At 65.4% G+C, this 24815-nt stretch carries 26 protein-coding genes; 14 read left to right on the forward strand and 12 right to left on the reverse strand.

Going from position 1 to position 24815, the window contains the following annotated elements; genetic code table 11:
* Positions 1–81: 81 nt before the first annotated feature.
* From CAL22_RS04105 to CAL22_RS04115, 3 genes are all read right to left on the reverse strand, one after another.
* Positions 82–846, reverse strand: a complete 765-nt coding sequence (locus tag CAL22_RS04105; RefSeq protein ID WP_167383549.1) for an IclR family transcriptional regulator — start codon at positions 844–846, stop codon at positions 82–84.
* Positions 847–948: 102 nt separating this feature from the next.
* Positions 949–1698 (reverse strand): SDR family NAD(P)-dependent oxidoreductase, encoded by a 750-nt coding sequence (locus CAL22_RS04110; RefSeq protein ID WP_094810604.1) that lies wholly within the window; start codon positions 1696–1698, stop codon positions 949–951.
* Positions 1699–2997 (reverse strand): MFS transporter, encoded by a 1299-nt coding sequence (locus CAL22_RS04115; RefSeq protein WP_094810606.1) that lies wholly within the window; start codon positions 2995–2997, stop codon positions 1699–1701.
* Positions 2998–3142: 145 nt separating this feature from the next.
* On the opposite strand from CAL22_RS04115, the gene CAL22_RS04120 reads away from it, so the two are divergent.
* Entirely contained in the window at positions 3143–3937 is a 795-nt protein-coding gene (locus CAL22_RS04120; protein WP_094810608.1) for an SDR family NAD(P)-dependent oxidoreductase, read from the forward strand.
* Here the strand turns inward: CAL22_RS04120 and CAL22_RS04125 are convergent.
* Positions 3928–4419 carry a MarR family winged helix-turn-helix transcriptional regulator gene (locus CAL22_RS04125; RefSeq protein WP_094810610.1) on the reverse strand — a complete coding sequence of 164 codons (492 nt, stop codon included), beginning with the start codon at positions 4417–4419 and terminating at the stop codon, positions 3928–3930. The two genes, CAL22_RS04120 and CAL22_RS04125, sit on opposite strands and share 10 nt — an antisense overlap.
* 125 nt (positions 4420–4544) lie before the next feature.
* Between CAL22_RS04125 and CAL22_RS04130 the strand changes: the two genes are divergently transcribed.
* Positions 4545–5414 (forward strand): cupin domain-containing protein, encoded by an 870-nt coding sequence (locus CAL22_RS04130; protein WP_094810612.1) that lies wholly within the window; start codon positions 4545–4547, stop codon positions 5412–5414.
* Between the two features lie 27 nt (positions 5415–5441).
* Here the strand turns inward: CAL22_RS04130 and CAL22_RS04135 are convergent, their stop codons facing one another.
* The gene (locus tag CAL22_RS04135) at positions 5442–6368 is read right to left on the reverse strand and encodes a LysR substrate-binding domain-containing protein (RefSeq protein WP_094810614.1); all 927 of its coding nucleotides are present in this window, start codon (positions 6366–6368) and stop codon (positions 5442–5444) included.
* A gap of 167 nt (positions 6369–6535) precedes the next feature.
* On the opposite strand from CAL22_RS04135, the gene CAL22_RS04140 reads away from it, so the two are divergent.
* Together CAL22_RS04140 and CAL22_RS04145 are read left to right on the forward strand one after the other, a co-directional pair.
* On the forward strand, positions 6536–7822 hold the full coding sequence (locus CAL22_RS04140; protein WP_094810616.1) for an MFS transporter: 1287 nt from the start codon (positions 6536–6538) through the stop codon (positions 7820–7822).
* 37 nt (positions 7823–7859) lie between these two features.
* Entirely contained in the window at positions 7860–9035 is a 1176-nt protein-coding gene (locus CAL22_RS04145; RefSeq protein ID WP_094810618.1) for an L-rhamnonate dehydratase, read from the forward strand.
* A gap of 62 nt (positions 9036–9097) precedes the next feature.
* Here the strand turns inward: CAL22_RS04145 and CAL22_RS04150 are convergent, their stop codons facing one another.
* A complete protein-coding gene (locus CAL22_RS04150; protein ID WP_094810620.1) occupies positions 9098–10036 on the reverse strand; it encodes a LysR family transcriptional regulator in 939 nt (312 codons plus the stop codon).
* A 217-nt stretch (positions 10037–10253) separates the two neighbouring features.
* Here CAL22_RS04150 and CAL22_RS04155 point away from each other — a divergent pair, with 217 nt between their 5' ends.
* The 7 genes from CAL22_RS04155 (at position 10254) to CAL22_RS04185 (ending at position 17836) form a co-directional block, all read left to right on the forward strand.
* Complete coding sequence (locus tag CAL22_RS04155; protein WP_094810622.1) at positions 10254–11462, forward strand: ABC transporter substrate-binding protein; 1209 nt, start codon at positions 10254–10256, stop codon at positions 11460–11462.
* A gap of 140 nt (positions 11463–11602) precedes the next feature.
* The gene (locus CAL22_RS04160) at positions 11603–12373 is read left to right on the forward strand and encodes an ABC transporter ATP-binding protein (protein ID WP_094810624.1); all 771 of its coding nucleotides are present in this window, start codon (positions 11603–11605) and stop codon (positions 12371–12373) included.
* Between the two features lies 1 nt (position 12374).
* On the forward strand, positions 12375–13106 hold the full coding sequence (locus CAL22_RS04165; protein ID WP_094810626.1) for an ABC transporter ATP-binding protein: 732 nt from the start codon (positions 12375–12377) through the stop codon (positions 13104–13106).
* 11 nt (positions 13107–13117) lie between these two features.
* Complete coding sequence (locus CAL22_RS04170; RefSeq protein WP_094810628.1) at positions 13118–14002, forward strand: branched-chain amino acid ABC transporter permease; 885 nt, start codon at positions 13118–13120, stop codon at positions 14000–14002.
* A gap of 8 nt (positions 14003–14010) precedes the next feature.
* Positions 14011–15015 (forward strand): branched-chain amino acid ABC transporter permease, encoded by a 1005-nt coding sequence (locus CAL22_RS04175; RefSeq protein WP_094810630.1) that lies wholly within the window; start codon positions 14011–14013, stop codon positions 15013–15015.
* Between the two features lie 165 nt (positions 15016–15180).
* Positions 15181–16170, forward strand: a complete 990-nt coding sequence (araD1, locus tag CAL22_RS04180; protein WP_094810632.1) for an AraD1 family protein — start codon at positions 15181–15183, stop codon at positions 16168–16170.
* A gap of 85 nt (positions 16171–16255) precedes the next feature.
* Positions 16256–17836, forward strand: coding sequence for an aldehyde dehydrogenase (NADP(+)) (locus CAL22_RS04185; RefSeq protein WP_244193797.1), 1581 nt, complete (start codon positions 16256–16258; stop codon positions 17834–17836).
* Between the two features lie 28 nt (positions 17837–17864).
* On the opposite strand, the gene CAL22_RS04190 is transcribed toward CAL22_RS04185, so the two are convergent.
* Complete coding sequence (locus CAL22_RS04190) at positions 17865–18509, reverse strand: hypothetical protein (protein WP_094810636.1); 645 nt, start codon at positions 18507–18509, stop codon at positions 17865–17867.
* 117 nt (positions 18510–18626) lie between these two features.
* On the opposite strand from CAL22_RS04190, the gene tam reads away from it, so the two are divergent.
* Positions 18627–19394: a trans-aconitate 2-methyltransferase gene (tam, locus tag CAL22_RS04195; protein ID WP_094810638.1), complete on the forward strand. Its 768-nt coding sequence runs from the start codon at positions 18627–18629 to the stop codon at positions 19392–19394.
* Between the two features lie 35 nt (positions 19395–19429).
* Here tam and CAL22_RS04200 read toward each other — a convergent pair whose 3' ends face one another.
* Positions 19430–20479, reverse strand: a complete 1050-nt coding sequence (locus tag CAL22_RS04200; protein ID WP_094810640.1) for an NADP(H)-dependent aldo-keto reductase — start codon at positions 20477–20479, stop codon at positions 19430–19432.
* Positions 20480–20566: 87 nt separating this feature from the next.
* Complete coding sequence (locus CAL22_RS04205; RefSeq protein WP_094810642.1) at positions 20567–20980, reverse strand: hypothetical protein; 414 nt, start codon at positions 20978–20980, stop codon at positions 20567–20569.
* 137 nt (positions 20981–21117) lie between these two features.
* On the opposite strand from CAL22_RS04205, the gene CAL22_RS04210 reads away from it, so the two are divergent.
* Together CAL22_RS04210 and CAL22_RS04215 are read left to right on the forward strand one after the other, a co-directional pair.
* Positions 21118–21765, forward strand: a complete 648-nt coding sequence (locus tag CAL22_RS04210; protein WP_094810644.1) for an OmpA family protein — start codon at positions 21118–21120, stop codon at positions 21763–21765.
* Between the two features lie 51 nt (positions 21766–21816).
* Positions 21817–22140: a 4a-hydroxytetrahydrobiopterin dehydratase gene (locus CAL22_RS04215; protein WP_094810646.1), complete on the forward strand. Its 324-nt coding sequence runs from the start codon at positions 21817–21819 to the stop codon at positions 22138–22140.
* A 6-nt stretch (positions 22141–22146) separates the two neighbouring features.
* Here CAL22_RS04215 and CAL22_RS04220 read toward each other — a convergent pair whose 3' ends face one another.
* The 3 genes from CAL22_RS04220 to CAL22_RS04230 form a co-directional block, all read right to left on the reverse strand.
* On the reverse strand, positions 22147–22872 hold the full coding sequence (locus CAL22_RS04220) for a DUF6776 family protein (protein WP_094810648.1): 726 nt from the start codon (positions 22870–22872) through the stop codon (positions 22147–22149).
* A gap of 142 nt (positions 22873–23014) precedes the next feature.
* Positions 23015–23695: an N-acetylmuramate alpha-1-phosphate uridylyltransferase MurU gene (gene murU / locus CAL22_RS04225; protein WP_094810650.1), complete on the reverse strand. Its 681-nt coding sequence runs from the start codon at positions 23693–23695 to the stop codon at positions 23015–23017.
* Positions 23695–24738: an aminoglycoside phosphotransferase family protein gene (locus tag CAL22_RS04230; RefSeq protein ID WP_208621863.1), complete on the reverse strand. Its 1044-nt coding sequence runs from the start codon at positions 24736–24738 to the stop codon at positions 23695–23697. The genes murU and CAL22_RS04230 overlap by 1 nt, the downstream gene beginning before the upstream one ends.
* Positions 24739–24815 lie beyond the last annotated feature (77 nt).

Consider the following 24815-nt stretch of genomic DNA (forward strand, 5'->3'; position numbering starts at 1 on the left):
GTGAGGCGGGGAGAGTCCGCCGGAGTCAGCCGGGCGGGGGAGGATGCGGCAGCCCGCCGGCGTGCGGCGGGCCCGCCGGGGTCAGGGCTGGAAGCCCAGCGCGGCGTGGATCGTGCCGACTTTGGCGCCGAGCGCGGCGATGGCGAGCTCGCGCTTTTCTGCGAAGCGGGTCGACACGAAGGCGACATTGAGCGCGGCGACCGGCGCGCCGCTGCGGTCGCGGATGGCCATGGCCATGCCGGTGCCGCCCCGCTCGCATTCTTCTTCGACCACGCAATAGCCGTCCAGGGCCGCCTGCTTGATGCGGGCATTGATGTCGGCGGGCTTGGTCAGCGTGAACGGGGTGAGAGCCACCAGCGGCAACTTGGCCAGCACCGCGCGGCGGCGCGTCTCCGGCATCATGGACAGCATCGCCCGCCCCATGGCCGTACAGTAGGCGGGGAAGTGCTGGCTGGGCTTGGCCTCGTAGCGGATGGGCTGGCTGGAGCGGGCCTGGTTGAGGATACGCAGGCTGCCTTGCTCCTGAAGCGCGCCGAGCAAAACGGATTCGCCCAGCTCGGCAGCCAGTTCGGTCATCAGCGGCGTGGCGACGGCGACGATGTGCGCGAGGGTGTCGCCGCCCCAGCCAAAGCCGTGCGCCCGGAAGGCCGCGTTCATGGCGTAGTGGCCGTTCTCGTTGCGAATGACATAGCCGCGCGCGCACAGCGTGCGCAGCAGGCCCAGGGCGCTGCTCTTGGGCAGGCCGAAGCGCGTGGCGATGTCCACCAGGCTATGACTGGCGTCGTGTTCGGCAAAAAATTCCAGCAGGTCCAGCACCCGCGCCGCAGATCGAACAACCTCACTCATTGCATTCACATCCATCACAGGAACGCTGGAATTATGCTGTAGATCGCGAGTGGCTCCTAGAAGGTTGCCGCCGACCGCTGTGCCGGCCGGCGGGTGACGCGCTCAGCCGCGCAGGCCGGCCGCGAGAAAGCCGCCGTCGACCGCCAGGGTCTGGCCGGTGATGTAGCCGGTGTGTTCGCCGCACAGGTAGGCGACCGCCTGCGCGACCTCGTCCGGCGCGCCGTAACGGCCGGCGGGCACACGCTGCAGATACTCGGCGCGGGTGGCGGCGGGATGATGGGCCCGGGTCAAGGGAGTGTCGATCGGGCCCGGGGCGACGCAGTTGGCGGTAATGCCCACGCCGGCGAACTCGACGGCGATCTGGCGGGTGAGCGCGGCCAGGCCAGCCTTGGAGCTGCCATAGGCCGCGCGGTCCGCGCTGGCGCGCTCGCCGCTGATGGAGGTGATGTTCACGATCCGGCCCCAGGCCTGCGGTTTCATGAGGCCGATGGCGTGCTGGCAGGCCAGCATGGGGCCATTGAGGTTGACCGCCATGACCTGCTGCCAGCGTTCGAGCGGATAGTCTTCGAAGCGGCCAGGATGGGCGATACCGGCGTTGTTGACCAGGATGTCGCACCGGCCGTGCCGGGTGCGCACGCTGTCGAACAGGCGCCGGATGCTGTCCGGATCGCCGGCGTCCAGGCTGTGCGCGCTGGCGTTGCGCAGTCCGGCGGCGGCCTGGCTGGCGGCCGCCGTGTCCAGGTCCGCGATGATCACATGGTGGCCCAGTGCATCGAGTTGGGCGGCGATGGCCGCGCCGATGCCATGGGCGCCGCCGGTCACGACCGCAACGCGGGGAAGCGAGCGCGTCATCTATACCGCCTTCTGCGAGAGCATGCGGGCCGGCAACAGCCAGACCAGCACGACACCGACGAATGCCGCCGCAGCCAGGCCGTACAGACCCGCGCTGACCTGGCCGGTGGCGTCGGCCACCAGGCCGACGAGATAGGGGGCGGCGAATCCCGACAGATTGCCGATGGAAGTGATGAGCGCGAAGCCCGTTGCGGCCGTCGCGCCGGTCAGGAAGGTGGTGGGCAGGTTCCAGAACAGGGGGATGGTGCTGACGATGCCCGCCATGGCCACGGTCAGCGCGACGAAGGACCATATGGGGTCGGCGCGCAGGAGCACGCTGGCGACGAGCAGCGCGCCGCCCAGCAGGCCGGCAAAGGCCAGATGCATGCGCCGTTCATGATGGCGGTCGGAGCTCCAGGCCAGGATCAGCATGGTGATCACGGCGGCGCCGTAGGGAATGGCCGTCAGCCAGCCGATCTGGCTCAGCGTGGTGTAGCCCAGCGCCTTGATCAGGGTCGGCAGCCAGAAGCTCACGCCGTAGAGCGCGGCCACGAAGCAGAAGTAGATCAGGCAGAGCAGCCAGACGCGGCCATCGACCAAGCCGGCGCGGAAACTGCCGGTGTGGTGGTGGTCGGCATCGCCCAGTTCCGCCTTGAGCTGCGTTTTCTCCTCGTGGGACAACCATTTGGCATCCTCGATGCGGTCGGGCACCAGGCGCCAGAAGATCAGGCCGCACACCACGGCCGGCAGGCCCTCACAGAGGAACATCCATTGCCAGCCCACCAGCGGCAGAAAGTGCGGCGTGCTGTTCATCAGCCAGGCCGACAGCGGCGCGCCGATGACGCCGGAGATTGGCAGGGCGGTCATGAAGGCGGCGATGATGCGGCCCCGGGTGCGCGGCGGGAACCATTGGCTGACGTAGAGCATGATGCCCGGCGCAAAACCCGCTTCCGCGAGGCCCAGCAGAAAGCGCACGGTGTAGAACGAGAGCGGACCGGTCACGAACAAAGTGCAGGCCGACAGAATGCCCCAGCTGATCATGATCCGCGTCAACCATACGCGGGCGCCGACGCGGTGAAGAATCATGTTGCTGGGCACTTCGAACAGGCAATACCCGATGAAGAAAATGCCGGCGCCCAGGCCGTAGGCGGCATTGGACAGTCCGATGTCGGGCGCCATTTCGAGCTTGGCGAAGGCCACGTTGACCTTGTCCAGCTGATTGACGATCAGGCTGGCGAGAATGATGGGAATCAAACGCCAGAACACTTTGGCGTCGATGGATGCCTGATCGGGCGCGCGGCCCTCGAGCACGGAATGCATGATGGCTTGTCTCCTTGGCACGCCAATCCGATGAGGCGTGTTTTATTATCAGTTGATAATATATACCTGTTCGCGACGGACGCGTTCGACGTCTTCACTGGGACTATCCCTAGTGATCAGGGCGAGCAGAGACAAGGAGACAAAAATGAATGAGACCCTCAACGTGGTGGCTATCACCGGCGCGGCCAGCGGGATCGGTCGCGCCACGGCGCTGGCCGCCGCCAGCCGGGGCGCCACCGTCGTGGCGCTGGACCGCGATCTCGCCGCGCTGGAAGCGCTGGCCTCGGCATGGACGGGCACGTCGCGCATCCTTCCGATCGGCGTGGATATCAGTTCGGAAGCCCAGGTCCGGCAAGCCATCCAGGCCATCGGGCAGGCCGGCGTCAAGCAGGTCGATATGTTGGTCAATTGCGCGGGCATCGTGTCGCGCAGCCGCTTCGAGGAGACCTCTCTGCCCGAGTGGCAGAAGGCGCTGGACGTCAACCTGACGGGGGCGTTTCTGTGCACGCAATGGTTCGTCCCCTTGCTGGAGGCCGGCCAGGGCAAGGCGGTCGTGCAGGTGGCCTCGTTGGCGGCCAAGCGGGTGTCCTACACAGGCGGCATAGGCTATACGGCCGCCAAGGCGGGCATGCTGGGGCTGATGCGCCACGCCGCCTTCGAGCTTTCACTCAAGCGGATACGCGTGAACGCGGTCTGCCCTGGCCCGGTCTTGACCGAACTGACGCGCAACGCCCTGAGCGATGACGACATCCAGCATGTGGCGGGCATGGTGCCGCTGGGCAACTGGCTGAGCCCGCAGGACGTGGCCGAGGCAATCCTCTTTCTGGGCAGCGCGGCGGCCCGCATGATCACCGGCGCGACGCTGGACGTCGATGGCGGCCTGTCGCTGGTGACCGGCGGCACCGCGCAAGACTATGCCAAGTCGCGCGATCAGGCCTGACCGCGCGCTGGCGCTTTGCCGAAAAGCTCGGCCGACAGGGCATCCACTTCTTCGCTGGTGTAATCGCTGCTGGCCATGAGACGTTCGAGCAGGCCCTCCAGGGCCACCTGTTCGACGGCGCTGAAGTCGCGCAGCGCATGGCTCTGCACCCGCAAGACGATGCGCATGCCGGCCTCGCAACTGCGCTCGCCGGCCGCCGTCAGCCGGTAGCGCGTGGCGCGGCCGTCGCTCGGATCCGGCATGGCTTCGACCAGGCCGAGCTCGCGCAACTTGAGCAAGGAGCGGCCGGTCTGCACCGGGCTCAGGAGCATGTCGCGGCCGATCTCGGTGGAGATGCTCTGGCCGGCGTCCTTCAGTTTGACGAGCACGCGCCATTCGAGCGCCCGTATGCCCAGGTGGCGGGCGAAAAGGTCTTCGGCCAGTCCCAGGATGGACTCAGCCACTCTTCGCACACGGTAGGCGGTCAGGCGTTTGAATTGCATGGGTCGTTTGAAGGCAGCAGGGATGCCGAAATTCTATGCTATCCGGATGCGGCCGCCGGGCAGCGATAGCGTGCGGCCAAGTATTATCATATGATAATAAAAACAAAGACCTTATCGGAGACAACATGCACACCACCACGGAGCGCGCCGCGCCCAGCCTGCGCGAAGCGGGCATTTACGTTTATGACGTCGCGGAAAACAGCTGGCAAGGCGTGGGCAAGGCGGGGCTGGCCCAGAAGGTCGTGCGCCGCGACGAACGTACCGGCCATTCGTTCGGCTTTATGTCTTTCGACACGCTCACCCGCACCGGTGTGCATCAGCATCTGGGCAATGCCTTCAGCTATTTTCTGTCTGGCGGCCTGACCGACTATCAGGGCACGGCCGTCATGGGCGAGCTGGGGATCAACTTTCCCGGCTCGACGCATGACGCCATCGCCTATCTGCCGACGCTGACGGTCGGCCGGATGGAAGGCCCGGTCGCCTACGGGGCCGATGTTCAGCACAGTCTGCACGCGGGAAATCGCCATACGGAATTCGAGAACGAGTTTCCCGAGCACCTGCCCGACCTGAACATCATGCTGACCAGCGTGGCGGTGACGGGCACCCGCGTGGCGGGGCTGACGCGCCGGCTGGTGTACGACTACGCGCACACGCCGCATCAACGCCGCATGACGCAATTGATGCTGCTGCCGGGCACGAAGATTCCCGCGCATCGATTGACGGCCTTGATCGATCTGTATGTGCTGGGCGGCGACGTGACGTTTCGCGCCAACGGGCGCAGCGCCCACGCCAAGGCCGGGGACTTTGTCGTGATGGAGCCGGACACTCAAGTGGTGTTCGAGTCTCGTTATGGAGCCAGTCTTCTGCTCTGGGCCGATGGCCCATCGATCTGGGAAGACGGGCCGGTCAGTCCGGAGTTGTATGGGTTCACCTCCGCGCATGGCGACCCCTTGCGGTTTGCCAATCGCGCGCCGTCGGTGCTGACCCGGCGTTGAGCAAGCGCTCCTGGCGCGCGGGGCCGCTCAGGCCGATGCGGCCAGGGCAATCAGAATGTCGCGCAGTTCGGTGGTGGCTGGCGCCGCCGGCGTGCCTTTGCGCGTGATCACGCCAAAGGGAGAGAGCGTCAGGCCCAGCCGGATGGGCAGTATCGATACCGCATCGCCCTGCGCCTCGACGACCGGCCGGGGCAGCACCGCCACCATGTCCGCATGCCTGACCAGATTGAGCGTGGCGTAAATGGAGGCGGTCTCCACGACATTGGTGGGCAGGCGCAGGCCGGCATCCGCGAATGCTTTGCCCAGCAGGGTGCGCGTGGGGGTGGGTTGCGGTTGCAGCAGCCAGGGCAGTTCGACCAGGCTGGCCAGGGTGGTCGCGTTTTGCGCCGGGTGGCCTTTGCGCACGAAGATGCACAGCGCCTCTTCGGTCAGGGGCGCGAAGTCGAACTCCACTTGATGGATATCCTGGGAAAAGCGGCCGATCACCATGTCGTACTCATTCTTGCGCAGATCTTCCAGCAGACGGTCGCTGGAGGATTCGATCAGCTTGACGGTCAGCAGCGGCCGGCGCTTTTTGAGTTGATCGATACCCGCGGGAATGATCCAGGTGTGGGCCGCCATGATGGCGCCCACCGTCAGCGTGCCGGCGCCGCCGTGGTCCAGTTCCTGCAAGTCTTCGCCAAAGCGTAAGGTCTCCTGCAGTATCCGGTGCGCGTAGCGGGCGACGAACTCGCCCAGTGGATTGATGCGTATCGATTGCGCCGTGCGCGTGAACAACTGCACCCCCAAGACCTCTTCCAGATCCTGCAGCATTTTGGTGGCGGCCGGCTGCGAGATCGCCAGCATGTCGGCCGATCGGCGCAGGCTTTGCGTTTGCGCCAGGGCGTCCATGAGGCGCAGATGGCGAAGCTTGAGCCGTGCAAGGAGGCGGGAGTGATCCGGGCTGGCGGTCATGGCGGGATGAGATTTCTATCTGGTTATCAACTATGAATAAAAATTCAATTTCGCACAAGCTTGGTCGTCCCTAGGATGCCTATGCCCTGCGCCGTGGCCGATGACTGCCGCGGTCCGGGTCTCTAATACGAACGAACGGGCCCTGAGAAAGGCTCCTAGGAGACAACATGACTTCCGAGTCGCCCGCACTGGCTAGCGCCGTGCGCAAAGCAAGCATCCGGCTGCTGCCGTTTCTCATGCTGATGTACGTCATGGCGTTTCTTGACAGGGCCAACGTTGGCTTTGCCAAGCAGGCGCTGCAGGCCGACACCGGCATTTCCAACGCCGCCTTCGCCTTCGGCGCCGGGATCTTTTTCATCGGCTACGCCATTTTCGAACTGCCGAGCAACCTGATCCTGGCGCGAGTCGGCGCCAAGGCCTGGCTGTGCCGCATCATGGTGAGCTGGGGTGTCGTGGCCACGGCGATGATGTTCGCGTCCAATGAGCCCACTTTCTACATCCTGCGTTTCTTGCTGGGTGCGGCCGAGGCCGGGTTCTTTCCGGGCATCATCCTCTATCTCACCTATTGGTTCCCGGAGCGCCACCGTGCGCGGGCCATCGGCGTCTTCTACTTTGCGATTCCGGTCTCGCTGACGTTCGGCAGCGTGCTCTCGGGCTATCTGCTCGATCTGGACGGCCTGGCCAGCATGGCCGGCTGGAAGTGGATGTTCATGGTGCAGGGGCTGCTGACGGTGGCCGTGGGCATCTGGGCGTATTTCCACCTGGATAACCGGCCGGCAGAAGCGAGCTGGCTTACGGCCGCCGAGAAGCGGGATCTGCAGGCGCGGCTCGATAGCGAAGACCAGCGCAAGTCCGCGCATGGCGCGGCCACCACGCTGAAGTCCGTCTTCAACAAGACGGTGGTGCTGCTGACCGTCGTGTTCTTCTTTGTGCAGATCGCCGTCTATGGCCTGATCTTTTCCTTTCCGTCGATCATCTCGCAGATGATGGGCGAGAAGATCGGCCTGCGGGTCGGCCTGGTGGCCGCGGTGCCGTGGATCATCGCGATGATCGCCACCTATTACGTGACCCGTTGGTCCGACCGCAGCGGCGTGCGCAAACCCCTGATCGTCGGCATGTACCTGGCCCTGGGCATCAGTCTGGCCGTCTCCACCGCGGTGACGCCGGTCATGGGTTTCATCGCCTTGTGCGTGGCCGCCATCGGTTACTTCTGCGCCACCCCCATTCTCTGGACGCACATCACCTTGCAACTGCGCGGCACCGCCGCGGCCGGTGGCATCGCGCTGATCAATTCCCTGGGCAATCTGGGCGGCTTCGTGGCGCCCAATCTCAAGACCTGGGCCGAGGCCAGCAGTGGGCTGCCCAGCCTTGGCATGGGGGTCATGGGGGTGACGGCGCTGCTGAGCGCGCTGGTTCTTCTTTCGGTCGGCCGCAAGCGCGCCGTCGCGGCCTGACCCCTTCTTTCGATCAATAGACAAGGCATACATCATCGTGAAAATCACCCGAGTCCGCACCCGCGTCATGGAGTGGAAAGGCAAGACCGTCGCCCCGCAGGCCCACTTCTGCACCAACGCCAGCGATCTGCTGTTCGAAAATGGCGATGCCATGGGGTCCTTCCGCTTCCACGGTTGGCTGGTGGTGGAAATCGAGACCGACACGGGGCTGGTCGGCATCGGAAACTGCGCGCTCGCGCCACGGATCGCCAAACAGATCATCGATCAGTATCTGGCGCCGGTGGTGCTGAACCAGGACCCTTTCGACAACGAGTATCTCTGGCAGAAAATGTACCGCCGCACCCTGGCCTGGGGGCGCCGCGGCATCGGCATGGCGGCGATCTCGGCCATCGACATCGCGCTGTGGGATCTGATGGGCAAGGCCGTGGGCAAGCCGGTGTTCAAGTTGCTGGGCGGGCGCACCAAGGAGCGTATTGAGTGCTATGCCTCCAAGCTCTACGCCAATGACGATATCGACAAGTTCCTCGACGAGGCGCGCGGCTACCTGGAGCAGGGCTTCACCAGCATGAAGATGCGCTTTGGTTATGGGCCCAAGGATGGCCCGCAAGGCGTGCAGAAGAATCTGCGGCAGGCGCGCGCGCTGCGCGATCTGGTCGGCGATGGCGTGGACATCATGTTCGAATGCTATATGGGCTGGAACCTGGACTACGCCAAGCGCATGCTGCCGCGCCTGGCCGAGCTGCGGCCCCGCTGGCTCGAAGAGCCCGTCATCGCCGACGACATCGAAGGCTATGTCGAACTGAAGAAGCAGAACCTGGTGCCGATTTCGGGCGGCGAGCATGAGTTCACCGTGCAGGGCTTCCGCGATCTCATCGAACGCCGCGCGATCGATGTCATCCAGTACGACACCAACCGCGTCGGCGGGATAACGGTGGCGCAGAAGATCAACGCCATTGCCGAGGCCTGGAGTGTGCCGGTCATTCCGCACGCGGGTCAGATGCACAACTACCATCTCACCATGGCGTCCACGGCCAGCCCCATGGCCGAGTTCTTCCCGGTCTTCGATGTGGAGGCGGGCAATGAACTCTTCTACTACATTTTTGAAGGTGATCCCGAACCGCAGGGCGGCTATCTGCAGCTGGATGACGATCTGCCCGGCCTGGGCTTGACGCTGTCCACGCGCCATCTGGAGCACTTCAATATCATCGAATAGGCCTCGGGAAAACAGAGTCGGCCGCCTTCGGGAGGACGACTCTGCACGCTGCCAGTCGGGGTTTACGTTACGGCAAGCGTTGCCTGCAGGCAAGCGTCGGTAAACCGTTGCATGACCGGGCTGATGGGTGTGCCCTTGCGGGTCACGATGCCGTAGGGGTCGGCCTGCCGGCGGATGCGCACGGGCAGCACCGTGACCAGTTTGCGAGCGCTCATGTAGTCGGCCACGCTATTGGGCATGACGGCGATGAGGTTTTCGTACTCGCCCAGGAACGTGGTGGTGGCGAAGGTGGAGTCGGTTTCGATGACGCTGACAGGGAAGTCGATACCGGCATCGACAAACTCTTCTTCCAGCAAACGGCGCATGGGCATTTGCGGCGGAAACACGAGCCAGCGGCAGCCTGCCAGGTCTTGCAGTTTCAGCTTGCGACGCTTGGCCAGCGGGCTTTTCGGCCCCACGACGAGCAGCAAATGCTCCGGATTGAGCGGCGTGAAGTCGTAGGCGTTGGAATGCGGGCTGACGCTCGGGCGTGCAATGGCGAGATCGATGAGCCGTTGGTCGAGCATGCGCAGGAGATTGGCGCTGGTCCCCTCGGATACCTCGAGCGAGAGTTCGGGGTAGCTCTGGTGCAGGGCCGCGACGGCCGAGCTCAGCACGACCGGGACGGCGCCCATGACGGCCCCGACCGACAGCCGCACGCCGGCGCCGCTCAGGATCTGCGCCATTTCATTGCGGATGGCGGTGACTTCGGCCCGCAGTCTCAAGGCGCCGCGGATGATGCTGCGCCCCAGTTCGTTGGGCTCCATGCCTTTGGATGAGCGATTGAACAGCTGGGCGCCGAACATGGTTTCGATTTCGCGCAGCGCCTTGGTGGCCGCCGGCTGCGACACACCGATGCGATCGGCCGCCTTGCTCAGCGATCCCGTGTCATCCAGTGCGACGAGCAGCGCCAGATGCGCGCCGCGCAAGCGCCGCAGGATGTGCGAAATGCTGGGGATCATGGCGCCGCTCCTCTGAGAGAGCGAAGCATAACCTACGGTTATTGCCGTATCCAATCTTTTCATTTTCTCAAGATCGTTGGCGCTCCTACAGTCTCGTTGATCCCGGCCCGGACCTCGGTAAGGACCCGAGCCGGCTCGTTCGGTTTCCCGGCCCCGGCCTGATGCAGGCCGTCGTTGCCACATCGCGCGTCAATAAAACTTATTCAGGAGACAAACCATGGGCTTTGCTGTCAAGCGTCTTGGCATTGCCGCGGCCGTCGCGGCGGCCTTTCTCAGCCCCTTGGCCGCCCACGCCGCCAAGGACGTCGTGCGCATCGGGTTCATCACGGATATGTCCGGGGTGTATTCCGATTTCGATGGTCCGGGAGGCGTCGAGGCCATCCGCATGGCGATCGCCGACATGGGCGGAAGCGTCAACGGCAAGAAGATCGAGCTGGTCACGGCAGACCATCAGAACAAGGCCGACATCGCGGCCAGCAAGGCGCGCGAATGGTTCGACCAGCAGGACCTCGATCTGCTGATCGGCGGGACCAATTCTTCGGCGACCCTGGCGATGGCCAAGATCGCCGGGGAGAAGAAGAAGGTGTTCATCTCCGCCGGCTCCGGGACCACCCGGATGACCAACGAGGAGTGCAACCCCTATAGCGTGCAGTATGTCTATGACACCGCTGCCGCCGCCCGCGTGGCGGGCAACGCGATCGCCAAGCAGGGCGGCAAGAGCTGGTTCTATATCACGGCCGATGTGGCTTTTGGCACGTCGTTGGAGAAAGAGCTGGCGGACACGGTGAAGGCCAATGGCGGCACGGTGATCGGCAGCGTGCGTCACCCGCTGGGGATGGCCGATTTCGCATCCTTGCTGCTTCAGGCGCAAAGCTCCAAAGCGCAGGTGCTGGGACTTGCGACCGGCGGAGGCGATCTGATCAACGCAATCAAATCGGCCAGCGAGTTCGGCATCAACAAAAAGATGCAGATTGCCGCGCCTCTGATGCTGATCACGGACATTCACGCTTTGGGCCTGAAGCAGACGCAGGGCTTTTATTACACCGACGGCTGGTACTGGGACCAGTCGCCGGAATCCCGCGCCTGGGCCAAACGTTACTTCGAGAAAATGAAGAAAATGCCCTCGATGTACCAGGCGGGCGATGCGTCGGCGGCGATGCATTATCTGAAGGCCGTGCAAGCCGTCGGTGATACGGACGCCGACAAGGTCATGGCGAAAATGCGCGAGATGCCGGTGGAGGATTTCTTCGCCAAAGGCGGCGTGATTCGTCCGGACGGGCGGATGGTGCACGACATGTTCCTGATGCAGGTCAAGGAGCCCGCTGAGTCGAAGTATCCCTGGGACTACGCCAAGCTGGTCCAGACCGTGCCCGGGAGCCAGGCCTTCATGACCAAGGCGGAATCGAGCTGCCAGTACTGGAAGTGATCGCCTAGCGGCGCCCTGGCGCGCCTGCGGTCTCTCTTATCCGGCGCCCGGTTCCGGGCGCCGTTTCTACCCCTGCCTGCCCATTGCATCACCGCGCATGGTGAGGGCAACGCACGGCAGTTCATAACGAGTGCATCACGATGAGCGACTTCATCCTCGAGACGCGCGAACTCTCGAAGGAGTTCAAGGGTTTCACGGCGGTCAGCCAGGTAAATCTGCGGGTCCGGCGCGGCTCCATCCACGCCCTGATCGGTCCGAACGGGGCCGGCAAGACGACCTGCTTCAATCTGCTGACAAAATTCCTGGTTCCTTCGAAAGGCACCATCGTTTTCAACGGGGTGGACATCACCGCCGAGCGGCCTTCGCAGATAGCGCGACGGGGCATCATCCGCTCGTTTCAGATTTCGGCCGTGTTTCCGCAGTTGACGGTGCTGGAGAACGTGCGCCTGGGACTGCAGCGGCAGCTGGGCGTCTCCTATCACTTCTGGCGCAGCGACCGGATACTGCGCCAGCTTCACGGCCGTGCGCTGGAGTTGTTGTCCGAGGTGGGCCTGGAGGCGATGGCCGACGAGCGCACCGTCAATCTCTCCTATGGACACAAACGCGCGCTCGAAATCGCCACCACCCTGGCCATGGAACCTGAGCTCATGCTTCTGGACGAACCCACTCAAGGCATGGGTCACGAGGATGTCGATCGGGTCACCCGCTTGATCAAGAAAGTCTCCGCCGGCAGGACCATATTGATGGTCGAACACAATATGAAGGTGGTCTCGACCATCGCCGACTGCATCACGGTGCTGCAACGCGGGGCCGTGCTGGCCGAAGGGCCATATGCGGATGTGTCGCGCAATGCGCAGGTGATGGAGGCCTACATGGGAACATCGGCCGCGGTTTTGCAGGGGGCGCACTGAGATGGCAATCGCGACAAGCGGCCGGTCAGTACCGGCATTGGAGATCGCGGGCCTGCAGGCCTGGTATGGCGAATCCCATGTGCTGCATGGCGTGGATATCGTGGTCAATCCTGGCGAGGTCGTGACGCTGCTGGGCCGCAACGGCGCGGGCCGCACAACCGCCATGCGCGCCATCATGGGGTTGACGGGGTCGCGCCGAGGCTCGATCAAGGTCAATGGCGTCGAGACCATCGGCCTGCCCACGCATCGCATCGCGCATCTGGGGCTGGGATACTGCCCCGAGGAGCGCGGGATTTTTTCCAGTCTTTCATGCGAGGAGAACCTGTTGCTGCCGCCGGTGCTCAAGGCGGGCAAGCAGGCCATGAGTGTGCAGGAGATTTATGCCATGTTTCCCAACCTGGCGGAGCGAAAACACAGCCCGGGCACCCGGTTGTCTGGCGGCGAGCAGCAGATGCTCGCCGTAGCGCGCATCCTGCGCACGGGCGCCAGGCTGTTGCTGCTGGACGAGATCTCCGAAGGGCTGGCGCCCGTCATCGTCCAGGCGCTGGCGCGCATGATTCTGACGCTCAAGCAGAAAGGCTACACGGTCGTCATGGTAGAGCAGAACTTTCGTTTTGCCGCGCCCTTGGCCGACCGTTTCTATGTCATGGAGCATGGCCGCATCGTGCAGGCCTTCGGTGCGTCAGAGCTTGAAGCCAAGATGCCCGTTCTCAACGAGCTACTGGGTGTTTGAGGGGGCAGGTCATGGAAATTTTCGGAATCTCTCTTCCCGCGCTGTATAGCCAACTGTTGCTGGGCCTGGTCAACGGCTCCTTCTACGCCATGCTCAGTCTGGGTCTGGCCGTCATCTTCGGCTTGCTCAACGTCATCAATTTCGCGCACGGCGCGCTGTTCATGCTGGGCGCCTTGCTGACCTGGGTGGGCCTGAACCGCCTGGGCCTGAACTACTGGGTGATGCTCGTGCTGGCGCCTTTTGCGATCGGTCTGCTTGGCGTGGTGATCGAGCGCACCATGCTGCGTTGGATTTACAAGCTCGATCACCTCTACGGCTTGCTTCTGACCTTGGGCCTGACGCTGATGATAGAGGGCATCTGCCGCTCGGCGTTCGGGGTATCGGGGCTGAGCTATGACGTTCCCGATGCGCTGGCCGGGGCCTCGGATCTGGGCTTTATGTTCCTGCCCAACTACCGCGCCTGGGTGGTCGTCGCCTCGCTCTTCGTATGCCTGGTGACCTGGTACCTGATCGAGAAGACCCGTATTGGCGCCTATCTGCGTGCCGGCACGGAGAACCCTCGCTTGGTGGAGGCCTTCGGCGTGAACGTGCCGCTCATGATCACGTTGACATATGGCCTGGGTTGCGCGCTGGCCGCACTGGCCGGCGTACTGGCCGCGCCGGTGACGCAGGTCTCGCCCATCATGGCCCAGAACCTGATCACCGTGATTTTCGCCGTGGTGGTCATCGGCGGCATGGGGTCTATCCTCGGCGCCATCGTGACCGGCTTGGGGTTGGGCGTGCTGGAAGGATTGACCAAGGTGGTCTATCCCGAGGCGGCTTCGACGGTGGTCTTCGTGGCGATGGTCGTGGTGCTGCTGGTGCGTCCGGCGGGCCTGTTTGGCAAAACTCAGTGAGGCGCCAGATGAAAAAAATATCCGCAGTGCTTTATTCCCTCCTGGTCCTTGCCTTGGTGTGCGCGCCGTTCGCGGGGGCCTACCCCGTATTCGTCATGAAGCTCATGTGCTTCGCGCTGTTCGCTTCGGCGTTCAATCTGTTGCTGGGCTATGGCGGCCTGCTGTCGTTCGGCCATGCCGCGTTTCTGGGCGGCTCGGCCTACCTGGCCGGGTACTCAATGACGGCCTGGGGCTTTTCGCCCGAGGCCGGTCTGCTGTTGGGCACGGCGGTGGGCGCGGCCATGGGATTGGTTTTCGGGATATTGGCGATCCGCCGCCAGGGCATCTATTTCGCGATGATCACCATGGCCTTGGCGCAGATGGTGTATTTCATCGCGGTGCAGGCCAGGTTCACCGGCGGGGAGGATGGGCTGCAAGGCGTGCCGCGCGGCCGCCTGTTCGGCCTGCTGGATCTCGGTCACGACCTGACGATGTACTACGTCGCGCTGGTGATCGTCGTGCTGGGCATGCTGGTGATATGGCGCGCGGTGAACTCGCCGTTTGGCCAGGTGCTCAGCGCGCTCAAGGACAACGAGCCGCGGGCCATTTCGCTGGGCTATGACGTCGACCGCTTCAAGTTGCTGGCCTTCGTCATCTCTGCGGCGCTGGCCGGGCTGGCCGGATCCCTGAAGACCTTGGTACTGGGCTTTGCCACCCTCTCGGACGTGCACTGGACCACCTCCGGGCAGGCCGTGCTGATGACACTGGTGGGTGGGTTGGGAACCCTCTCCGGACCGATCGTGGGATCGGCGATTGTGGTGATGTTGGAGAACAAGATCGGCGACGTGGGAAGTTTTCTGGCCGGCCTGACCCACATCGCCTGGTTCAACGCGCTGGGCGAATCGGTCACCATCGTCACGGGCTTTATTTTCGTGGTGTGCGTCCTGGCCTTTCGCAGGGGCGTCATGGGCGAGGTCATCGCGTGGCTGCAGCGCCGGCAGGCGCGGCGTGCTGCGCGTGCGTCAGCGGCGTAGCCGGCGCTGCGGCGCGGCGGCCATGCGTGGCCGCGCGGCGCCTGGGCATATTTTGATCAGAGATAACCTGCGGTTCTAGCGCGATAGCATGTTTTCATTATCCGGCGCGCCACGCCAGGCCTAGACTCGCAGCACAAAACCAGCACCTCATACGCAAAGACAAACATGAGACTCATACAGTATCTGGACGAACAGGGTGCCCGCCGGGTGGCGGCTGACCTGGGCGAGGGCTTCCGTGTCGTGCGCGACGCCAGCACGAGCTATGACCTGGCGCAGCAGGCCATGCGCGCGGGGCAGGGGCTCAAGGCGCGCGTACTGGCGCACGGCCTGGGCGAGGCGATCGACTACGACGCGATCGTGCGCCAGCGGCGCCTGTTGTTGCCGTTTGAGCATCCCGACAAACACCGCACCACGATCGCGATCACCGGCCTGACGCATCTGGGCAGCGCCACCTCGCGCGACGCCATGCACAAGACGCTGGCCGCGGGCAGTCTGACCGACACGATGGCGATGTTCAAGCTGGGCCTGGAGGGCGGCAAGCCGGCGGGTGCCGAGCCGGGCGTGCAGTCCGAGTGGGCGTACAAGGGCAACGGCCTGTGGGCCGTGGCGCCAGGGCAGGCATTCGACATGCCGGCCTACGGCGACGATGTCGGTGATGAGGCCGAGGTGGTGGGCATTTACATGATCGGCGAGGACGGCGAGGTGTGGCGCATCGGTTTCGCGCTGGGCACCGAACTGACCGATCACGTCATGGAGCGCAAGAATTATCTGTACCTGGCGCACTCGAAACTGCGGCAGTGCTCTTATGGCCCCGAACTGCTCGTCGACGATCTGCCCGCGCATATCGCCGGCAGGACGTCGGTGCGCCGGGCCGGGCAGGTGCTTTGGGAGGCCGAGTTCCTGACCGGCGAAGACAACATGACCCACAGCATCGCCAATCTGGAGTACCACCACTTCAAGTACGCGGGCTTTCGCGAGCCCGGCGACGTGCATGTGTATTTCTATGGGGCGAGCGAGTTCAGTTTCGCCAGCGGACACCGGCTGCAGGCCGGTGATGAACTGGTCGTGGAGGCCGCGCCGTTTGGACGGGCGCTGGTCAATACGCTCGACGCGCCGGCGGCCGAGGCTGCCCCGGCCGTCAAACCCCTGTACTAGTTTTGTGGCCCGCCCGCCGCAGCGCGGCGGGCGGGCCTGTCGCGGATTCGTTAAAGAGAGAGGAAACGTGAGCGTGGATGCAGTGATGACCGGTGAAATGTTGATAGGCGCGCAAGCGGTCCGGGGTCAGGAGGGGACGCAGCGCGCCTTCGATCCGGCCGCCAACGCCGAGATCGCCGAGCCCGTGTTCGGCCTGGCCAGCGCGGTGGACGTCGATCGCGCGGCGGCGCTGGCCGAGGCGGCTTTCGATACCTACCGCCAGTTGCCGCTGGCGCGGCGCGCGGCGCTGCTGGAAGCGATCGCCGAGAATATCGTGGCGCTGGGCGACGTCCTGATCGAGCGCGCGCATGCGGAATCAGGCCTGCCCAAGGCACGTCTGGTCGGCGAGCGCGGCCGCACGGTGGGGCAGTTGCGGCTGTTTGCCCAGGTCGTGCGCGATGGGCACTTCCTGGGTGCCACCATCGACTCGGCGCAACCGCAGCGCCAACCCTTGGCCCGTTCGGATCTGCGTTTGCGCAAGATACCGCTGGGGCCGGTCGCGGTCTTTGGCGCCAGCAATTTTCCGTTGGCGTTTTCGGTGGCGGGCGGCGACACGGCCTCGGCGCTGGCGGCCGGGGCGCCAGTCATCGTCAAGGCGCACAACGCCCACCTGGGCACGTCCGAGCTGGTAGGCCGGGCCATCCAGCAAGCCGTGCGGGATCTGGATCTGCCGCAAGGCGTCTTCTCCTTGCTCTTCGGGCGGGGCAAGACGGTGGGCGAGGCGCTGGTGGCGCATCCGGCCATCAAGGCGGTGGGCTTTACGGGCTCGCGGCAGGGCGGGCTGGCACTGCAGAAGATCGCTAATGCGCGGCGCGTGCCCATCCCGGTGTACGCGGAGATGAGCAGCATCAATCCGGTGTTTTTGCTGCCAGCGGCGCTGGCGCAGCGCGCCCCGGCCATCGGGGCGGCGTTTGCCGACTCGCTGACCTTGGGCGCGGGCCAGTTCTGCACCAATCCGGGCCTGGTGTTGGGGTTGGCCGGGCCGGACCTGGCGCGTTTCGAAGCCGCCGCGGCGCAAGCGCTGCAGGCCAAGGCCGCGCAGACCATGCTCACGCCAGGCATTCAGCAGGCCTATGCCCAAGGCAAGGCGAACGTAGCCGCAGCGCAGGGCGTTGCCGTGCTGGCCGAAGGCGCGCCGGCCAATGGGCAGGAGAACGCCGCCCAGGCCGCGCTGTTCGCGACGGATGCACAGCATTTCCTGAATACCCCGGCGCTGGAAGACGAGATGTTCGGGCCTGCGGCCATCGTCATCCGGGCGCAGTCCGTCGCCGAGTTGGTGCAGGTGGCCGAAAAGCTGGAGGGCCAGCTTACCGCGACGCTGCATCTGGACGAAGCGGACACGCCTGCGGCCCGGCAGTTGCTGCCGGTGCTCGAGCGCAAGGCCGGGCGCATCCTGGTCAACGGTTTCCCGACCGGCGTGGAGGTCAGCCATGCGATGGTGCATGGCGGGCCTTTCCCGGCGACGACCAATGCCATGTACACCTCGGTCGGCGCCACGGCGATAGACCGGTTTTTGCGGCCGGTCTGCTACCAGGATCTACCCGATGGCTTGCGCCCGCCGGCGCTGCAGGACAGCAACCCCCTGGGGATTTGCCGCCTGGTCGACGGCGCGTTGCGCCTGCCTTAGCGCGGCAAGCGACGCCGCCCGCGCGGGATCAGGACGCCACGTCCCTGTCCCAGCGCGGCAGTTCGCTGCGGATCCAGGGCGTGTTGGCGAAGGTGGCGAACAGCTGGGCGGTGGTCTGCACCAGGCGGGCCAGCGATTCGAGATCGTCGTCCTGCTGGCCCATGCGATGCCAGGCCCGGGTCTCGTGTTCGATCAGTTGGATGTAGCCGTAGATATTGGCGACCACGACGAGATCGGCGTGCGGCAGCGTGGTGGACTTTTCGATGTGCGCGTGCAGGGCGTCGAAGTACAGGCCGGCGCGCGCGCTGCGCAGATACTGCCGCAGGCCGTCGAGGTCCGTGCGGGCGCAGACTTCGCGCAGCAACAGCAGATCGCTCCAGGCGGCCAGGATATTGCCCACCAGCATGCGCTGGAACAGTTCGGCCACGGCGGCATTGGCAAGCGCCTGCTCGCGGCGCTGCACGAAAGACAGCCATAACGCGACGATCACCGCGCCCACGGTCCCGCTGGCGGTCATCAACTCCAGCAGTTTGATTTCCTGGGGCAGGGTGCCGTTGTTGATGGCGACGCGGTGCAGCAGCACCAGGCCCAGGCCAATGGCAAGCAATAGCAGTACGAGCCAGACGCCGGCTTGCAGGCGGTGGGTTTTTGATGCGCGGTCTTGAATACTCACGGCCAGTTCCTTTGGGCTTGCGGCATCATACCCGCAGGGCGGCTTATCGTGTTCAGGCTTTGGCAGGGCTGCGCCTATACACTGTCGGGCAGACTTATCTTGCCCCGAGGAGGGTTCATGAGCTGGTCCGCCAAACAGTATTCCGCCTTCGAGAACGAGCGTACCCGTCCGGTGCGCGACCTGGTCGCCGCCATCCCCACGGTCGAGGTGCGGCACGCCGTCGATCTGGGCTGCGGGCCGGGGAATTCCACCGAGGTGCTGGCCGCGCGCTTTCCGCAGGCGGTCGTCAGCGGCATGGATAGCTCCGCCGATATGGTGGCCGCGGCCCGCAAGCGGTTGCCGGGCCTGACTTTCGGGCAGGAAGACATCTCGCTCTGGCGTCCCGAGCAACGTTACGACGTGATCCTGGCCAATGCCTCCTTGCAGTGGGTGCCCGATCATGCGGCGCTCTATCCGCGTTTGCTCGAGCGCCTGACGCCAGGCGGCAGCCTGGCGGTGCAGACGCCGGACAATCTCGAAGAGCCGGCGCACCGCCTGGCGCGCGCGGTGGCCGGCGAAGCCGCCTGGGCGGACAAACTGGGCGGAGTGCGCCATCCCGACCGGCACAGCGCCGATTGGTACTACGCCTTGCTGTCGCCGCTGGCGCAGCGGGTGGACGTCTGGCGCACGACCTATATGCATCCGCTGGCGGGCGCGCGCGCCATCGTCGAGTGGTTCAAGGGCACTGCGCTGCTGCCCTATCTGAACCGGCTCGACGCGCACGAGCAGGCGGCATTCCTCGCCCGTTATGAGGCGGCCATCGCCCAGGCCTACCCGGCGCTGCCCGATGGCACGGTGCTGTTGCCGTTTCCGCGGCTGTTCGTCATCGCCACCCGTCAGGGGTGAGGGGGCGGGGCCGGCGCTGCCGGCCCGCGTGGCGCTCAGGGCGCCGGATTGGGCCAGCGCGCCTGGATGGCGTTGACTGCCTTGACGATCTCCGGCGAGATCTTGACCTCGGCGCTGTCGATGTTTTCCTGGAGTTGCGCCAGGGTGGTGGCGCCGATCAGGTTGCTGGTCACGAAGGGTTGGACGTTGACCCAGCCCAGGGCCAGTTGCGTCGGCGTCAGGCCGTGTTCGCGTGCCAGCGCGCAGTATTCGGCGGTGGCGGCTTCGGCTTGCGGGTTGCTGTAGCGCGTGAAGCGCTCGAACAGCGTCAGGCGCGCGCCCTCGGGCCGGGCGCCGTCAAGGTACTTGCCGCTGAGCATGCCCATGGCCAGCGGCGAATAGGCCAGCAGGCCCACGTCTTCGAAGCGGCTGAATTCGGACAGGCCCAGTTCATAGTGCCGGTTGAGCAGGCTGTAGGGGTTCTGAATGGAGACCAGGCGCGGCAGCTGGCGCGTCTCGGCTTCTTTGATGAATTGCGCCACGCCCCAGGGCGTTTCGTTGGACACGCCGATGTGGCGAACCTTGCCGGCGCGCACGAAGTCCTGCAGAACCTCCAGGGTTTCGCCGATGGGCACCGTATGCGCATCGTCGGCCCAAGGGTAGTTGGGGCGTCCGAACGTCATGGTGGTGCGGTCGGGCCAGTGCAGCTGGTAGAGATCCAGGTAGTCGGTCTGCAGGCGTTTGAGGCTGGCGTCCAGGGCCTCGGTCAGGTTTTTGCGGTCCAGATAGGTCTTGCCATCGCGGATGTGGCCGGGCCGTTTGGCGTCGCGCACGGGGCCGGCCACCTTGCTGGCCAGGACGATGTCCTGGCGGCGTCCGGTCTTGGCCAGCCAGGTGCCGATGTAGCGCTCCGTGCGGCCCTGGGTTTCCGCTTTGGGCGGGACGGGATACATCTCGGCCGTGTCGACCAGGTTGACGCCCCGTTCCAGGGCGTAGTCCAACTGCTGGTGGGCGTCGGCTTCCGTATTCTGTTGGCCCCAGGTCATGGTGCCCAGGCCGATGAGGCTGACCGAGAGGTCGGTGCGGCCAAGCTTGCGGTATTCCAAGAAAGTGCTCCGGTCGGTGCGTCGCCGGCGGGCAACGCCTTGGCTGCCGATCTTACACCCCGGATTCCTGCCGTGGGCCGGGCCGCTTCAGTGGCGGCGGGCCGCCTGTGCCGCGGCGCGCGTGGCCTGGCAGCGCCCGACCAGCCGGCCGTTCTGCCAGGCCGCGGCGGCGCGGGGCAGTGCGTAAGGGGCGCGGCACACCACGTAATGGGTGGCCAGCACATCATCCAGCAGGCTGCGGCTGCTGCGGGGCGCCATGGTCGTGCCGCCGATGCGCCCGGCCGCGCAGTCGTCGCTCTCGCGTTTGATCTGGCAGAAAGTGATATTGATACGGAATGTGCAGAGGTTGCGCAGCCTTTGGCCGTGCTGACCGGCGGCCTCGCTGACCAGGCAGGGATTGACGGCCGCGCCATGGACCAGGGCGTCGGAACGCGCGGCCAGCGCGGGCTGCGCCAGAAGGCAGGGGAGCAGGCAGAAGAGGAGGCGGGCAGCCGGGCGCATGGGGTAGACGTGGAGGTTGACGCAGAGCGGTTATACGCAATTCTGCTCACCTCGGCTACAAATTGTTGCGGTGTGCCCCTGACGGGTTGTTAGCATGAATTGCCGGCATATGCCGGTTTTCCCCTGTGGAGGTCGTCATGCGAGATCAGATCAGCAAGCGCTTTGCGGTCGTCGGCGTGGTGGGAGCCATGCTATTGGCAGGCTGCGCCACGCAACAGCAAACGAATACGGCGGTGGGAACCGGCGCGGGCGCGGCGGTGGGCGCGGGCGTGGGGGCGCTGGTCGGGCACGGCAAGGGCGCGGCCATCGGGGCCGGCATCGGCGCGGTGGCCGGCGGCCTGATCGGCTACAACTGGAAGACCGTCAAGGAAGACGTCCAGCAATCGGGCGCCTCGTCGCTGGGTGTGGACGTGGTCGAAATGCCGGATGGATCGCTGAAGGTCAGCATTCCTTCCAATGTGTCTTTCGATACCGGACGCGCCAAGCTCAAGCCCGCGCTGCTGCCGGTGCTCGACAGTGTCGCCAAGTCGCTGGAGCAGCATCCCGAATTGCGCGTCAAGGCGGTGGGCCATACCGACAATACCGGCTCGGTGGCGACCAACCAGACGCTTTCGCAGCAGCGCGCCCAGGCCGTGGCGACCTATCTGTCGCGGCAGGGCGTGGCGGCTTCGCGCATCATGGTCGAGGGCCGGGCGGCCACCGATCCGATCGGCGACAACAATACCGCCGAAGGGCGTGCGGCCAACCGCCGCGTCGAGATATACCTCTATGCCGTGAAGCAGTAGTATGGCCACGGGTCTGCTCGCAGGGCAGCAGACCCGTGCCGGAGGCCCCTCATGACTCAACGATATCTGCGCATGGATCTGTCCATCGCGCGCGCGGCGCTGCCAGACTGGCAAGCGCATCCCACCCGGCAGGCGCTGCAAAAGCGCTACCGATTCGATCATTTCAATGCGGCGTTCGGCTTCATGAGCCGGGTGGCGATGTTCGCCGAGAAGATCGACCACCACCCGGAATGGACCAACGTCTATAACCGGGTGGATGTGATCCTGACCACGCACGATGCCGGTGGCGTGACCGAGCTGGACGTGCGCATGGCGCAATTCATGGACGAGGCGGCCGCGCAGGCCGGGGCGAGCGGCCTGGCGATTCCGGCCTGAGCCGGGTCAGTTCACGCGCGCGCCGTCGGCGTTGCGCACGTAGTAGATGCGCATGGCGTGCTGGCGCTGTTGGCCATCGAGCACGCGGATGGTGACCGAGCGCGGGATAAAGCCATCGGGAGTCGGCAGCTTGCCCACGGCGTGGTCGTAGCGCGCGAGGTTCAGCGGGATGGGATCGGGGGTGATGCGATCGCGTCGGCCGTTGGGGTAATTGCCTTCGACGACCAGCTCGACGGTGCCCTGGAAGGGTTTGCCCGTGTCGGTGTCGCGCATGACCAGGACTTGATAGTCCAGCGCGCCGGGTTCGCGCTTGAAGCGCGCCGAGCGTACACCGATGTCGCCGCCGCGCGGATCGGGCGGCACGGCGTCCTGGAACAGGGTCAGTTCCTGGTTGAGGGCGTCGATGCGGCTGCGCGCCTGAGCCAGATCGGTGGTGAGCTGCTCGTGCGTGGATTTATTGCTGTCGCGCTGGGTGACGGCTTCATCGAGCTGGCTCTGCAGGCGTTGGCGATCCACGTTGGCCGCGCTCAGTTCGGTGTGCAGTTGTTCAGACTGCTCGACCGTCAGGCGCTGGGGGCCGTAATTGGCCTGCAGAAAGAGCACGCCGCCTGCGCCCAGGCCGATGCCGATAAAAAGCAATACCAGCCAGCGCGGCAGGCGGCGCGAGCGTTTTCCGGGTTGGTAGAGCGAAGGCCTGAATACCGGTTTTTGCGACCGTCCGAACATCCCCATGCGAGCTGAATTCCTATAGCGGGTGTAATGCGTGGCGCCAGGCGCCTGCTAGCCAAAACGACAGAGGATACCGCGAGTGTCTGCCGGGATGCGTCCCGGACAACTCTGGTTTCCTCCGTTGATAACGTGAAATATGCGACGGCTAGTTGCGCTGAAGCCTTTGCTCCAGCGCCGCCAGCCGTTCGGGCGTGCCCACGTCGATCCAGTGTCCCGGATGGCGTTGGCCGCGAACCCGTCCCTCGGCCATGGCCGCGCGCAGCAGCGGCGCCAGCGGCGCCGGCACTCCGGGCGGCAGGCCCTGGAACATGGCAGGATCGTAGATGCCGATGCCCGAGAAGGTCAAACGCGGCCCCGGGCCGGCGTGGGTCTGGCCGTCGGCTTCCAGCACGAAATCGCCAGCGGGGTGCTGCGGCGGGTTGTCCACCAGCAGCAGCCAGGCTCCCCGGGCCGGCACCTGAGCGGCCAGGGGCCGGGCCTGGGCCGGATCCCAGTCGCACCAGATGTCGCCATTGACGACCAGAAAGGGGCCGTCGCCCAGCAGGGGCAGCGCGCGCGCGATGCCGCCGGCCGTCTCCAGCGCGGGCGCTTCGGGCGAATAGTGCAGCTTCAGCCCATAGGCCCGCCCGTCTCCCAAGGCGGCCTCGATCTGGCTGCCCAGCCAGGCGTGGTTGATGACGACGTCGGTGAAACCGGCGGCCGCCAGCCGTTCGAGGTGCCAGACGATGAGGGGTTTGCCGGCCACCGGCAGCAAGGGTTTGGGCGTGTGGTCGGTGAGCGGGCGCATGCGTTCGCCGCGCCCGGCGGCCAGGATCATGGCGCGCATCAGAAGGTGTACCCCACCTTGACCTCGCGGTTGTCGAGTTGGTCCAGTAAGCGCAGCAGGGGGCTGAACACGCCGTAGCGCTGCGCCACCTGGCGGACGTAGGCGTTGACGCGCGGCATGTGGTCCAGGTAGCCGGGCTTGCCGTCGCGGTGGTTCAGGCGCGCGAAGACGCCCAGGATGCGCAGATTGCGTTGCAGGCCCATCCATTCGTAGGCGCGGTGAAACTCGGCGAAATCGTTGTCGACCGGCAGGCCGGCCTGGCGCGCCATTTCCCAGTAGCGGATGGCCCAGTCCAGTTGCTGGGGTTCTTCCCAGGTGGTGCGCGCATCGGTGACCAGCGACGCCAGGTCATAGGTGATGGGGCCGGCCAGGGCGTCCTGGAAATCGATCACGCCCGGATTGGGGCCGAAACGGGCTTCGTCGCAGACCATGAGGTTGGGCGAATGGAAGTCGCGGTGGACGAACACCGCCGGCTGGCTGCCATTGCTGGCGGCCAGCAGACTGAAGATACGCTCGAGCGCCTGGGTGGTGGTGTCGTCCAGCACGGTCTGGTGGTGGACGGCCACATACCATTGCGGAAACAACTCCAGTTCGGCGCGCAGGCGTGCGGCGTCATAGGCGGCCAGCCCGGCGGTGTCGGCCTGTTGCATGCGCACCAGGGCGGTCAGGGCGTCGCGGTAGAGCTGTTGCAGCGTGGTGTCGTCCAGGCCTTCGCGGATGCGCTGGGTATAGTTTTTTTCACCCAGATCGCTGAGCAGGAGCAGGCCTTGATCGGCATCCTGGGCTACGATGGCCGGCACGTTCACGCCGGCTGCCGCCAGCACGCTGTCGACCTGCACGAAAGGCCGCACGTCTTCATGCGGCGGCGGCGCATCCATCAGGATCAGGCTGCGGCCCGCGGCCTGGAGTCGGAAGTAGCGGCGGAAGCTGGCATCGCCGGAGACCGGCGCCAGGGTGTCAGGTTGCAGGCCGAGGTCGGCGGGCAGGGTGGCTAGCCAGGCGTGCAGGGATGCCAGGCGGGGATCAGTCTGGGGGGAGTTCAAGGCGGCCGGTCTCGCGAAATGCACTTGGGTGGACGGGCGGCTCCCGGACCGGGGCGCCCAGCCCCGGGCGATCCGGG

The organism is Bordetella genomosp. 12 (assembly GCF_002261355.1).
GTDB lineage: Bacteria > Pseudomonadota > Gammaproteobacteria > Burkholderiales > Burkholderiaceae_B > Bordetella.